The following is a 12301-nucleotide window of genomic DNA, read 5'->3' as shown; positions in this document are numbered from 1 at the left end:
CCCGGATGATGTCGCCGCATCCGGACGGTGGTGCCGTATCCGGGCGGTGGCGTCGGGCCTGTTCGGGGCCGGGAAGCAATCCGGGCCCACCGGCGTTGTCCACAACCAGTGGAACAGCTGTCCACAGCCTGTGGACAACCTTCCTCAAGGGGCCGGCGCGGCGCTCGTCGTGACCGCCGGTCCGCCCTCCGGGGCCTCCCGGAGCGCTTCGGGACCCCGGATCGGGCCTCCGCCGAGTCAGTCGGATTTCGCTCTGCGCGTAGCGACAGGGCTACCGGAACACCTCCTGAGCGCGGACGGTTGTTCAAAACGACGTGGAACCGACCCGGAGCAGAGACACACGACCTCAGCGGAGTCGGTCAGCGACGATAGAGTAAGGAGGCACGGACGCCCGTCCTGGACGTTCGTGCACCGGCCCCGCCAAGATCTTGACCATCAAGGCGCACGGCACGTGAGGAGCACGAGGGCATGTTCGAGCGGTTCACCGACCGAGCGCGACGGGTTGTCGTCCTGGCCCAAGAAGAGGCCCGGATGCTCAACCACAACTACATCGGTACGGAACACATCCTGCTGGGCCTGATCCACGAAGGTGAAGGCGTCGCGGCTAAGGCCCTGGAGAGCCTCGGCATCTCCCTGGAGGGCGTCCGCCAGCAGGTCGAGGAGATCATCGGCCAGGGCCAGCAGGCGCCGAGCGGGCACATCCCGTTCACGCCGCGGGCCAAGAAGGTGCTGGAGCTGTCGCTGCGCGAGGCGCTGCAGCTCGGCCACAACTACATCGGCACCGAGCACATCCTGCTCGGGCTGATCCGTGAGGGCGAGGGCGTCGCCGCCCAGGTGCTGGTCAAGCTCGGCGCCGACCTCAACCGGGTCCGCCAGCAGGTGATCCAGCTGCTCTCCGGCTACCAGGGCAAGGAGCCTGCCGCCGCGGGCGCCGCGCCGGGTGAGGCCGCGCCGTCGACCAGCCTCGTGCTGGACCAGTTCGGCCGCAACCTGACCCAGGCCGCCCGCGAGGGCAAGCTCGACCCGGTCATCGGGCGCGAGAAGGAAATCGAGCGGGTCATGCAGGTGCTCTCCCGCCGTACCAAGAACAACCCGGTCCTGATCGGTGAGCCCGGCGTCGGTAAGACCGCCGTGGTGGAGGGCCTGTCCCAGAAGATCATCAAGGGCGAGGTGCCCGAGACCCTCAAGGACAAGCAGCTCTACACGCTCGACCTGGGCGCGCTCGTCGCTGGTTCCCGCTACCGCGGTGACTTCGAGGAGCGCCTCAAGAAGGTGCTCAAGGAGATCCGCACCCGCGGCGACATCATCCTGTTCATCGACGAGATCCACACCCTGGTGGGTGCGGGTGCCGCCGAGGGCGCGATCGACGCCGCGAGCATCCTCAAGCCGATGCTGGCCCGTGGTGAGCTGCAGACCATCGGTGCCACCACGCTCGACGAGTACCGCAAGCACCTGGAGAAGGACGCCGCTCTCGAGCGCCGCTTCCAGCCGATCCAGGTGGGTGAGCCGTCGCTGGCCCACACCATCGAGATCCTCAAGGGTCTGCGGGACCGCTACGAGGCTCACCACCGTGTCTCGATCACGGACGCGGCCCTCGTGGCTGCCGCGACCCTGGCCGACAGGTACATCTCCGACCGCTTCCTCCCGGACAAGGCGATCGACCTGATCGACGAGGCCGGCGCCCGGATGCGGATCCGTCGGATGACCGCGCCGCCAGACCTGCGCGACTTCGACGAGCGCATCGCCCAGGTGCGTCGCGACAAGGAGTCCGCGATCGACGCGCAGGACTTCGAGCGCGCCGCCCAGCTGCGCGACAAGGAGAAGCAGCTCCTCGGCCAGAAGGCTCAGCGGGAGAAGGAGTGGAAGGCCGGTGACCTGGACGTCGTCAGCGAGGTCGACGACGAGCAGATCGCCGAGGTTCTCGGCAACTGGACCGGCATCCCGGTCTACAAGCTGACCGAGGAGGAGACCTCGCGCCTGCTGCGCATGGAGGACGAGCTGCACAAGCGCGTCATCGGCCAGGAGGACGCGGTCAAGGCGGTCTCGAAGGCGATCCGGCGTACCCGGGCCGGCCTGAAGGACCCGAAGCGCCCGTCGGGCTCGTTCATCTTCGCCGGCCCGTCCGGTGTCGGTAAGACCGAGCTGTCCAAGGCGCTCGCCGAGTTCCTCTTCGGCAGCGAGGACGCCCTCATCCAGCTGGACATGTCCGAGTTCCACGACCGTTACACGGTCTCCCGGCTCGTGGGTGCCCCTCCCGGCTACGTCGGCTACGACGAGGGCGGGCAGCTGACCGAGAAGGTGCGGCGTCGGCCGTTCTCGGTGGTCCTCTTCGACGAGATCGAGAAGGCCCACCCGGACGTGTTCAACACGCTCCTGCAGATCCTCGAAGACGGTCGGCTCACCGACGGTCAGGGTCGGATCGTGGACTTCAAGAACACGGTCATCATCCTGACCACCAACCTGGGCACCCGTGACGTCGCCAAGGCGGTGTCGCTGGGCTTCCAGCAGTCGGAGGACTCCGAGTCCAACTACGACCGGATGAAGCAGAAGGTCAACGACGAGCTCAAGCAGCACTTCCGGCCTGAGTTCCTCAACCGGATCGACGACACCATCGTCTTCCACCAGCTGCGCCAGACCGAGATCCTCTCGATCGTGGACATCATGATCCAGCGGATCGAGGGACAGCTGCGGAACAAGGACATGGGTCTGGAGCTGACCGACAACGCCAAGAAGTACCTGGCCGCGAAGGGCTTCGACCCGGTGCTCGGTGCCCGTCCGCTTCGTCGCACGATCCAGCGCGACATCGAGGACAACCTCTCCGAGCGGATCCTGTTCAACGAGCTGACCCCGGGTCAGATCGTCGTGGTGGACTGCGAGGGCGACCCGGACGACATCGACAAGTCCAAGCTCGTCTTCCGGGGCTCGGAAAAGCCGGTCGAAGTTCCGGACGCCGTCCCGGCCGACCTCGGTGGCACTGCCGCTGGCACCGCCGCAGCGGGCGTGGACGAGTAACACAACCAGCAAGGGGCGGGGCCTCGGTGGCGCGAGCCACCGGGGCCCCGCCTTTTTGCGCCCTCGCGTATCGCTTCGCGCATCGCCCTCGCGTATCGCCCTTGCGTATCGCTTCGCGCATCGTCCTCGCGCACGCCCTCGCGTATCGCTTCGCGCATCGCCCTTGCGCATCGGCTCGCGCGTCGCCCCGCCTTTTGCGCCCTCGCGCGTCGCCCTTGTGCGTCGCCTCCCGCGTCGCCCTTGCGCATCACCTCCCGCATCGCCCCGCCTTTGCGCCCTCGCGCATCGCCCGCTGCGCCCTGTTTGCCGGCATCGCCGCCGTCGCCGCAGGCACGGGTCTGCTCGCTCCCGCTCGCGCCCTCCCGGCCCGCCCCCGCGTCGCACCTGCCCCGCCCGCATCCGGCCGCTCCGGCTGCCGTGCTCGGCAAGATCCTCACAACATCAGGGAAGGTGCTGCCTCCGGACGCCGCGAGGCAGCACCTTCCCTGATGTTGTAGGCGAAACAGGGGCGGGGTGGTGAGCTGCCGCCGGCCTCGCTCCCAGTGAAGGCCCCGGCTCCCAAGATCGCGCAACAACCTGGATGTAGTGGCATCCGGCGCGCCCGACACCACTACATCCATGATCGAGCACGATCTTGAGATGAGAGGCGCGGATCGCGGCCTCTGCTTTACGCGCGAGGCGCGCATTGAGGGCGCGAGGCGTGGGCGGGCGCGAGGCGCGGGCGGGGCGTGCGGCGCGGGCGGGGCGTGCGGCGCGGGCGGGGCGTGCGGCGCGGGCGTGCGGCGCGGGCGGGACGCGGGGCGAGGGCGGGTGTGCCGCCCAGGCGCGCGCGGCCCAGGCGCGCGGGGCGCGCGGTGAGAGTGTGCGGCGGGGGCGCGTGGGCCATGGGTCGGCGCGCAGGATGGGCCGGGTGGGGTGGGTCAGGTGGTGAGGTCCGCTGTTGGCAGGGACGGGCCGTCACCGGCCAGGCGGAAGGCGTCGGTGCCGGCGGGTTCGACCAGCCCGTCCTGCACCAGCCCGGCGAGGGCGCGGGCGCGTTGCACGTCGTCGGTCCAGACCTGGTCCAACCGCTGGTGGGGGACCGGTCCGTTGCTGTCCCGGAGCACTCCGAGCAACAGACCGCGGACCTGCCGGTCGGTGCCCGCGTACCGCTGGGGTCTGCGGGTCGGCCCGGTCGGCGCCTCCTGGCCGGACGCCCGCCAGGCGCAGACCGACTCGACGGGGCAGGCGGTGCAGCGCGGTGATCGGGCTGTGCAGATCACCGCGCCCAGTTCCATGAACGCGGCGCTGGCCAGTGCCGCGGCGGCCGGTTCGGCAGGAAGCAGCTCCTCGGTGGCGACGAGGTCCGCTGGCCGGGTGACGGGTCCGGCGTCCGGTTCGCCGGCCACCGCCCGGCACACCACCCGTCGTACGTTGGTGTCGACGACGGGATGCCGTTGCCCGTACGCGAAGGCGGCCACCGCCCGAGCGGTGTACGTGCCGACGCCGGGCAGCGCGAGCAGGTGCTCCAGCCGGTCCGGCACCTGGCCGCCGTGCCGGTCGACGATCGCGACCGCGCACTCGCGTAGCCGGACCGCCCGACGGGGGTAGCCGAGGCGTCCCCACATCCGGATCGCCTCGGCCGGGGTGTCCGCCGCCAAGGCGGCCGGGTCCGGCCAGCGGGCCAGCCAGGCCTGCCAGGCCGGGACCACTCGGACCACCGGTGTCTGCTGGAGCATGACCTCGCTGACCAGGATGGCCCACGGGGTGACGCCGGGATCGCGCCACGGCAGGTCACGGGCGTGCTGCTGGAACCACCGGCTGACCAGGGTGGCGAAGTCGGGTTGAGTCATGGCGTCGTCGATGATGTCACGCCCGGCGTTCCCGTTGGGTGGGCGGCTCGGGCGGGGTGCCACGTCCTCGTTCGGCGGGCGGGGGAGAATGCGCGGATGAACGAGCTCGCGATCACCGTCATCGGCCGGGACCGGCCGGGCATCGTGGCCGATGTCGCGGAGGTGCTGGCCCGACTGGGCGCGAACCTCACCGACAGCACGATGACGCGGCTGCGGGGGCATTTCGCGATGACCCTCATCTGCACCGGCCCGGCCGCCGGCGAGGTCGAGGCCGCGCTGGCGTCGCTGGCCGCCGAGGGCCAGCTGCTGGCGACGGTACGCGCGGTCACCCCGGACGGCGATGTTCCTCCGGTGGGTGAGCCGTACGTGATGGCGGTGCACGGTTCGGACCGGATGGGGATCGTCGCGGCGATGACGCGGGTACTGGTGGACGCCGGGGGGAATGTCACCGACCTGAGTACCCGGTTGACCGGTGCGCTCTACGTGGTCCTGGCGGAGGTCGAGTTGCCGGCCGGTGTGGCGGAGACGCTGCTCGACCGGCTGCACCGGACGGCTGCCGAGCTGGGCGTGGAGGTCACCCTCCGGCCGGCGGACCCGGACCTGTTGTGACCGGCGAGGAGCGTGGGCCGGAGGTCGGCCTCAGGGACTGGAGTCCGGAGTCACTGGATGTGCCGGGCGAGGTGCGGGCGGTGGTGTCCGCCCCGCATCCGGTGCTGAGTCGGGCCGCGGACGAGGTCGACCCCACGGCGAAGGAGACGGTCCAACTCGCGGCCGACCTGATCGCCACGATGAGGGTCTCGCCGGGCTGCGTGGGGCTGGCCGCGCCGCAGGTCGGGGTGGGCGCTCGGGTCTTCGCCGTCGACGTGACCGGGCACCCGAAGGCGGTGACGGTGCACGGCACGTTCGTGTTGTGCAACGCGCGCGTGGTCGAGGCGACGCGGTGGAAGCCCGGCCGGGAGGGCTGCATGTCGGTGCCGGACCTGACCGGCGACGTGAAGCGGGCCAGCCGGCTGGTGGTGGAGGGTGATCTGCCGGGCAGCGGCGAGCCGGTCCGGCTGGTGACCGACGGCTTCGAGGCTCGGGCGTTGCAGCACGAGATCGACCACTGTGCGGGGCTGCTCTTCCTGGACCGGGTCGCCGGTGCGCACGCGGTCTATCAGCGCAAGGTCTACCTGTGACCGGTGAGCTGTCCGTCCTGAGTGGACGTTCGGGCGTACCCCTCGAATCGGTTCCGGCGCGTCGCGCCGCACTGCCGGGTACGGCGCGGCTACGGTGGAGGGCATCATGCGTCTGACGGTCGGCCCCCTGCCACCCGCCGTGTACTGGCGGCGTCGCGCCGTCGTACTCGGAGCGGGGTTCCTGTTCCTGATTGTCCTGCTTTACTCCTGCACCGGTTCGGGTCGTTCCGGCGACAAGGAGCCGAAGGCGGGCGGGTCGCCGTCGGCGACGTCCGCCGCGACGTCAGGCCCCGCTGGGCCGGTGCTGGCCCCGCAGACCGGCGGTCCGTCGTCGTCCGCGTCCGCTGATTCGGGTGCGACGAGTCCGAGCCCGGCGGTCACCAGCAACACACCGCCGCTGGGCGCGGCGGCCGGTTCGGAGGACGACGGCACCTGCACCGACGGGGAGATCAGCGTGGTCTCGTCGGCGAGCCCGACCTCGGTGCAGCGGGGCGCGGTGGTCGAGCTGCAACTGAGGATCAAGAACACGTCGGACCGGACGTGCAGCCGCAATGTCGGCGCCGACCTCCAGGAGATCTTCATCAAGTCCGGTGCCGAGAAAATCTGGTCGTCGGACACCTGCGGCAAGGTCCAGGGCTCGGACGTGGTGTCCTTCACGCCGAACCACGAGCGCTCCTACCAGGTGCCGTGGAACGGACGGGACACCAGCCGTTGTGACGGCGCGTTGGCCGGAGGACCGTTCCCGCCGATCGGGTCGTACCAGGTGTTCGCCCGAGTCGGCACGAAGCTCAGCGACCCGGTGAAGCTCACCGTCACCGGCTGAGCCGGGGTCAGACGTAGCGTTCCAGGATGGATGCCTCGGCGAGCCGGGACAGCCCCTCACGGACGCCGCGGGCCCGGGCGTCGCCGACCCCTTCGACGGCCTGCAGGTCTTCCACGGTCGCGCCGAGCAGACGCTGGAGGCTGCCGAAGTGCAGCACCAGGCGATCGACCACCGCCACCGGCAGCCGGGGCACCTTGGCCAGCAGCCGGAAGCCGCGCGGGCTGACCGCGGCGTCGAGCGCGTCGGACGCGGCCGGGTAGCCGATCGCCTTTGCCACCGAGACCAGGTCGATCAGCTCGGTGGCACCGAGCAGGTCCAGCTCGACGAGAGCCTCGTCCAGGGTGCGTGACTTACGGCCGACGGGGAGGTAGTCCCGGATGACCAGCGTGCGGTCGGCGTCCACGCCGGCCATCAGCTCGTCGAGTTGGAGGGCGAGCAGGCGGCCGTCGGTGCCCAGCTCCACCACGTAGCCGGCGATCTCGTCGGCGATCCGGCGAACCATCTCCAGCCGCTGCACCACCGCCACCGCGTCCCGCACGGTGACCAGATCCTCGATCTCCAGGGCGGAGAGCGTGCCGGAGACCTCGTCCAGCCGGAGCTTGTAGCGCTCCAGGGTGGCGAGCGCCTGGTTGGCGCGGGAGAGGATGGCTGCCGAGTCGTCGAGCACGTGCCGCTGGCCGTTGACGTAGAGGCTGATGATCCGCATGGACTGGCTGACCGAGATGACCGGGTAGCCGGTCTGGCGGGCCACTCGCTCGGCGGTGCGGTGCCGGGTGCCGGACTCTTCGGTCGGGATGGACGGGTCGGGCATCAGGTGCACTGCCGCCCGGACGATCCTGGTGCCGTCGCTGGAGAGCACGACGGCGCCGTCCATCTTGCACAGCTCGCGCACACGGGTCGCGGAGAACTCCACGTCCAGCGGGAAGCCGCCGGTGCAGAGGCCCTCGACCACCTTGTCGTAGCCGAGCACGATGAGCGCGCCCGTGCGACCCCGCAGGATGCGCTCCAAACCGTCGCGCAGTGCGGTGCCCGGGGCCATCAGGGCGAGATTGGCCCGTAGCGGATCTCCGGCGCTCCCGGCGGCTCCCGCAGTCACGCTCACGCTGATCGGGCGGGCGGGCGAGCCCACGGCGCCGGTGCGGGCCTGGGGCGGCGCGCCGGCTGGCTTGGTGGTATCGCGGTCGATCGGCACGCGCACAGTCTACGGACTGTCGTGCGGTGGGTGCTGTCGTGGTTACTGTGATGTGTCACGATGCCGCCCTTTCCCACGTTTCCCGCTTGCGACGTGCTGTCCGGTTTCGCCGCCCTCGTCGGCACGGTGGGTCACTCGGCGGACGCGCGAGCCGCATGGTGCAGCGCGGAACGGACGTCGGTGACCTCGGTCACCCGCATCTGCTCGGGGCCTGCGCCGGTGCTGGCCGGGCCGCAGCCGGGCGGCACCAGGGCCACCTTGAACCCCAGCCGGGCGGCCTCGGCCAGCCGGCGTGGCACCGCCCCGACCCGGCGCACCTCGCCGGTCAGCCCCACCTCGCCGATCGCCACCAGGTGCGGCGCGATCGCCAGGTTGAGCCCCCCGGAGGCGACCGCCAGAGCCACCGCCAGGTCGGCGGCCGGCTCCACCACCCGGATTCCGCCCACCGTGGCGGCGAAGACCTCCCGGTCGTGCAGGGTCAGCCGCTCGGTGCGCCGTTGCAGCACGGCGAGCACCATCGCCAGTCGCGCCGAGTCGAGACCGGAGACGGTGCGCCGGGGAGAACCCGCCACTGTCGCGCCGATCAACGCCTGCACCTCGGTGACCAGGGCCCGCCGCCCCTCCATGGCCACCGTCACGCAGGTGCCCGGGACCGGCTCCGCGTAGCGGGTCAGGAACAGCCCGGACGGGTCGGCCAGGCTGCTGATGCCACCCTCGTGCATCTCGAAGCAGCCGACCTCGTCAGCCGCGCCGAACCTGTTCTTCACGCCGCGCACCAGGCGCAGCGACGAGTGCTTGTCGCCCTCGAAGTGCAGCACCACATCGACCAGGTGCTCCAGCACCCGAGGCCCGGCCACCTGGCCGTCCTTGGTGACGTGCCCGACCAGCACGGTGGCGATGCCCCGCTCCTTGGCGACCGAGACCAACGCGGCGGTGACCGCGCGGACCTGGGTCACCCCACCGGGCACCCCCTCGGTGCCGGTGGTCGAGATGGTCTGCACCGAGTCGAGCACCAACAGGCCCGGCTTGACCGCGTCGAGGTGACCGAGCACCGAGGCGAGGTCGCTCTCGGCGGCGAGGTAGAGCTGCTCGTGCAGGGTGCCCATCCGCTCGGCGCGTAGGCGCACCTGACTGACCGACTCTTCGCCGCTGACCACCAGCGAGGGGCTGCCGGCACCGACCGCCCACTGCTGCGCCACATCGAGAAGGAGTGTCGACTTGCCCACGCCGGGCTCGCCGGCGAGCAGCACCACGGCACCGGGGACCAGGCCGCCGCCGAGCACCCGGTCGAGCTCGCTCACCCCGGTGGGGCGGGCGCGGGCCGGCGCGGCGCTGATGGTGGCGATCGGCCGGGCCGGCTCGGACGGCATCCGGGAGCTGACCACCCGACCGGAGACGGTGGGGCCGGTCACCGTGTGCTCGACGACCGCCCCCCACTCGCCGCACTCCGGACAGCGCCCGACCCACTTGGGCGGCTGGTGCCCGCAGGCGTCGCACTGGTAGGCCGGGCGTTGTTCGCGGGCGGCGGACCGACCACGGGCGGCACCGGCCGTGCCGCCACGCGGAGCTGTCGATCGGGAGGTGGTCACATCAGGACGCTAGCCCTCGCGTACGACGAAAACACCCCGGCGTGGTGGTCACCACGCCGGGGTGTTCGTCGATGTGCGGGTCGGTCACTCGTGGGTCGTGCCGCCCTCGTTGCCCTCGTAGCCACCCTCGCGCTCGATGATCGGCGACGGAGGGGCCGCCGGGGTGAGCGGCACCGCGATCGGCGCCTGGCCGGTGACCGTGTTGCCGTTGCCGAAGTCGAAGGTCACGACGACGTTCTGGCCGGAGCGCAGCGCCTCGGTCAGGCCGATCAGCCGCAGCTGGGTGGTGGCCTCGGAGTTGAACTGGATGTAGCTCAACGGCGCCAGCTCGATCCGGGCCGGCTGACCCGGGGCGGCGGGGCTGGCCGAACCGGACGCCCGCGCCGACTCCGGGGCGGACGGGGTGGCCGAGGACGATCCGGTCTCGGAAGGCGTCGCCGACGGGCTCGGTGAGCCGGACGTCGAGTTCGACGGGCTGGCCGATCCGGACGGCGACGGGCTCATGGAGGAGGACTCCGAGGCGGACGGCGACGGGCTCGCCGAGCCGCCGCTGATCACCACCTCGCGGGCGCTCTCCGTGGTGACGGTGACCGTCACCGTCTCCTTGGAGTCGTTGTAGATCACGGCGCCGAGCCCCGCGTCCTGCCCGGCCTGGTAACCCTCGGTGCCGGGGTAGTCCACGAGCAGGCCCCGCACGGAGAAGGAACCGTTGCTGGTCGTGAGGTTGACGCCCTGGACCGACGGCTCCTTCAACGCGGTCTCGGCGATCTGACCGGTGCCGCATCCGGAAGCCAGCAGGCTGGCCGCCGCAATCCCGGACAGCAACAGGGCCGCCCGCCGGGATCCCCTGATCGAGCGCGTCACGTCGGTCCTCCTCGTCACAATCCCCACCCGGGCCGTACGCCGGGCACGGTGGCCATACCCGCGCAGACCGCGCTCCAGGGTAGTTGGGAGTGATCGAGGCCCGCACACGGACCCGGCAATGCCACCTGCCCGGGTGGCGTTCACACCACCCGACCGCTCGCCACCAGCAGAACCACGTCGATGAGGGCCACCAGCATCACCGCCCGGAAGGCCGCCACCGGCCGCCGGCCGGCCCGGGTCGCCGAGCGTCCGGCGTACCAGCTCAGCGGTGGCACCACGGCGGCCGTGCCGACCGCCGCCCAGCCGATCGCCGACGGCGGCCCGGGTGGCCCGAGGACCAGGGTCGCGGTCGCCGCGAGGAGGAGGCCCGCCGCGGCCACCCGGCTGCCGACGGCACCGAGCCGGTGGGGCAGGCCGCGCACGCCGGTGCGGGCGTCGTCGGCCAGGTCGGGCAGCACGTTGGCGAAGTGGGCGCCGGCGCCCAGGCAGGCCGCCGCCGCCACCAGCCAGACCGGGGGGGACGGTTGGCCGGGCAGCGCCAGGACCACGAAGGCGGGCAGCGCGCCGAACGACACGGCGTAGGGCAGCACCGAGAACGCGGTGGCCTTGAGCGGCCAGTCGTAGAGCAGGGCGGAGACCAGGGCGAGCGTCAGCCAGAAGGCCGCCACCGGGTTCGTGGTCAGCGCCAGCAGCGGGCAGGCCACCGCGGCCACCGCGGCGGCCCAGGCCGTGACGCGGCGCTCGACGGCGCCACTGGCGACCGGCTTGTCGGTACGCCCCACAGTGGCGTCCCGCTCGGCGTCCAGCGCGTCGTTGGTCCAGCCGACGGCGAGCTGGCTGGCCAGCACGGCGAGCACCACCGAGACGATTCCGGTCGGCCGGTGGCCCACTCCCCAGGCCAGCAGACCGGCCACCGTGGTCACCGCTGCGGCCGGTTCCGGATGGCTCGCTCTGACCAGCCCTAACACCCTCGACGACATAAGGGAAGTCTGGTCGTTACCGAGCAGTCGTGCCACGCTCGGTTCCATGCGAGACGTGGCTGCGGCCGGGGCGTCCACCGGTCCGAGGGTGCTGCCGCGAAACGATCCGCGTCAGTACGACGATCTGGCCGGTGAGTGGTGGCGGCCGGATGGTGCGTTCGCGATGCTGCACTGGCTCGCTGAGGCCCGTGCCGCGCTGGTGCCGCCGGCCACCCGTCCGGACGCGTTGCTCGTCGACCTGGGTTGCGGCGCCGGCCTGCTCGCGCCGCACCTGGCGGGCAAGGGCTACCGCCACGTCGGGGTGGACCTGACCCGCTCGGCCCTCGTCCAGGCGGCCGAGCACGGGGTACGGGTGGTCCAGGGTGACGCCACGGCGGTGCCCCTGCCTGACGGCTGCGCCGACGTGGTCTCGGCCGGTGAGTTGCTGGAGCACGTGCCGGCCTGGCCGCGCGCGGTGGCCGAGGCGTGTCGGCTGCTGCGCCCCGGCGGCGTGCTGGTGCTGGACACCCTCAACGACACGGCGCTGGCCCGGCTCGTCGCGGTCCGGATCGGTGAACGCCTGCCGACGGTGCCGCGCGGCATCCATGATCCACGGTTGTTCGTGGACGCGCGGGCGCTGGTCGCCGAGTGCGCCCGACACGATGTCGACCTGAGCTTGCGGGGCATCCGTCCGCAGGTCGGCGGGGTGCTCGCCTGGCTGCTGCGCCGCGCTCGCGCGAGCCGAACGGGCGCTGCGGTGCCCGTCGGCCGCGCGCCGCGCATCGTGCCGACCCGCTCCACCGCCGTGCTGTACCAGGGCCGGGGGGTCCGCAAAGGATAGTCAGGCGCTGG

The 12301-nt window shown here is 71.8% G+C and carries 10 protein-coding genes; 5 read left to right on the top strand and 5 right to left on the bottom strand.

The genetic code is table 11. The features are described 5' to 3' along the window. Nucleotides 1-468 precede the first annotated feature (468 nt). Nucleotides 469-3012, top strand: a complete 2544-nt coding sequence (locus tag ACZ6NZ_RS15985; protein WP_366610951.1) for an ATP-dependent Clp protease ATP-binding subunit — start codon at nt 469-471, stop codon at nt 3010-3012. 920 nt (nt 3013-3932) lie between these two features. Here ACZ6NZ_RS15985 and ACZ6NZ_RS15980 read toward each other — a convergent pair. After that, a complete protein-coding gene (locus tag ACZ6NZ_RS15980; protein ID WP_465858761.1) occupies nt 3933-4844 on the bottom strand; it encodes an HhH-GPD family protein in 912 nt (303 codons plus the stop codon). A gap of 96 nt (nt 4845-4940) precedes the next feature. On the opposite strand from ACZ6NZ_RS15980, the gene ACZ6NZ_RS15975 reads away from it, so the two are divergent. The 3 genes from ACZ6NZ_RS15975 (at nt 4941) to ACZ6NZ_RS15965 (ending at nt 6845) form a co-directional block, all read left to right on the top strand. Continuing rightward, a complete protein-coding gene (locus tag ACZ6NZ_RS15975) occupies nt 4941-5453 on the top strand; it encodes a glycine cleavage system transcriptional repressor (RefSeq protein ID WP_465858760.1) in 513 nt (170 codons plus the stop codon). Further along, nucleotides 5450-6022: a peptide deformylase gene (locus ACZ6NZ_RS15970; RefSeq protein ID WP_465858759.1), complete on the top strand. Its 573-nt coding sequence runs from the start codon at nt 5450-5452 to the stop codon at nt 6020-6022. The genes ACZ6NZ_RS15975 and ACZ6NZ_RS15970 overlap by 4 nt, the downstream gene beginning before the upstream one ends. 106 nt (nt 6023-6128) lie before the next feature. Beyond that, on the top strand, nt 6129-6845 hold the full coding sequence (locus tag ACZ6NZ_RS15965; RefSeq protein WP_465858758.1) for a hypothetical protein: 717 nt from the start codon (nt 6129-6131) through the stop codon (nt 6843-6845). Between the two features lie 7 nt (nt 6846-6852). Here ACZ6NZ_RS15965 and disA read toward each other — a convergent pair whose 3' ends face one another. The 4 genes from disA to ACZ6NZ_RS15945 all read right to left on the bottom strand — a co-directional run bounded on the left by disA (nt 6853) and on the right by ACZ6NZ_RS15945 (nt 11470). Next, complete coding sequence (gene disA, locus ACZ6NZ_RS15960) at nt 6853-8037, bottom strand: DNA integrity scanning diadenylate cyclase DisA (RefSeq protein ID WP_030327921.1); 1185 nt, start codon at nt 8035-8037, stop codon at nt 6853-6855. 131 nt (nt 8038-8168) lie between these two features. After that, the gene (gene radA / locus ACZ6NZ_RS15955) at nt 8169-9626 is read right to left on the bottom strand and encodes a DNA repair protein RadA (RefSeq protein ID WP_366610943.1); all 1458 of its coding nucleotides are present in this window, start codon (nt 9624-9626) and stop codon (nt 8169-8171) included. Between the two features lie 84 nt (nt 9627-9710). Then, complete coding sequence (locus ACZ6NZ_RS15950; RefSeq protein ID WP_465858757.1) at nt 9711-10490, bottom strand: hypothetical protein; 780 nt, start codon at nt 10488-10490, stop codon at nt 9711-9713. 140 nt (nt 10491-10630) lie between these two features. Continuing rightward, nucleotides 10631-11470 (bottom strand): UbiA family prenyltransferase, encoded by an 840-nt coding sequence (locus ACZ6NZ_RS15945; RefSeq protein WP_366610940.1) that lies wholly within the window; start codon nt 11468-11470, stop codon nt 10631-10633. Between the two features lie 46 nt (nt 11471-11516). Between ACZ6NZ_RS15945 and ACZ6NZ_RS15940 the strand changes: the two genes are divergently transcribed. Continuing rightward, nucleotides 11517-12290, top strand: a complete 774-nt coding sequence (locus ACZ6NZ_RS15940; protein ID WP_465858756.1) for a class I SAM-dependent methyltransferase — start codon at nt 11517-11519, stop codon at nt 12288-12290. The last annotated feature ends 11 nt before the right edge of the window (nt 12291-12301 follow it).

This window comes from Micromonospora sp. NPDC047756 (assembly GCF_055587245.1).
The sequence above is the reverse complement of the archived record's forward strand: the minus strand, read 5'-3'. Positions and strand labels throughout refer to the sequence as shown.

Bases quoted from the DNA above. Each gene is read 5' to 3' on its own strand.
- ACZ6NZ_RS15985 (WP_366610951.1), top strand. From the start codon at position 469: ATGTTCGAGCGGTTCACCGACCGAGCGCGACGGGTTGTCGTCCTGGCC.
- ACZ6NZ_RS15980 (WP_465858761.1), bottom strand. From the start codon at position 4,844: ATGACTCAACCCGACTTCGCCACCCTGGTCAGCCGGTGGTTCCAGCAG.
- ACZ6NZ_RS15975 (WP_465858760.1), top strand. From the start codon at position 4,941: ATGAACGAGCTCGCGATCACCGTCATCGGCCGGGACCGGCCGGGCATC.
- ACZ6NZ_RS15965 (WP_465858758.1), top strand. From the start codon at position 6,129: ATGCGTCTGACGGTCGGCCCCCTGCCACCCGCCGTGTACTGGCGGCGT.
- ACZ6NZ_RS15945 (WP_366610940.1), bottom strand. From the start codon at position 11,470: ATGTCGTCGAGGGTGTTAGGGCTGGTCAGAGCGAGCCATCCGGAACCG.
- ACZ6NZ_RS15940 (WP_465858756.1), top strand. From the start codon at position 11,517: ATGCGAGACGTGGCTGCGGCCGGGGCGTCCACCGGTCCGAGGGTGCTG.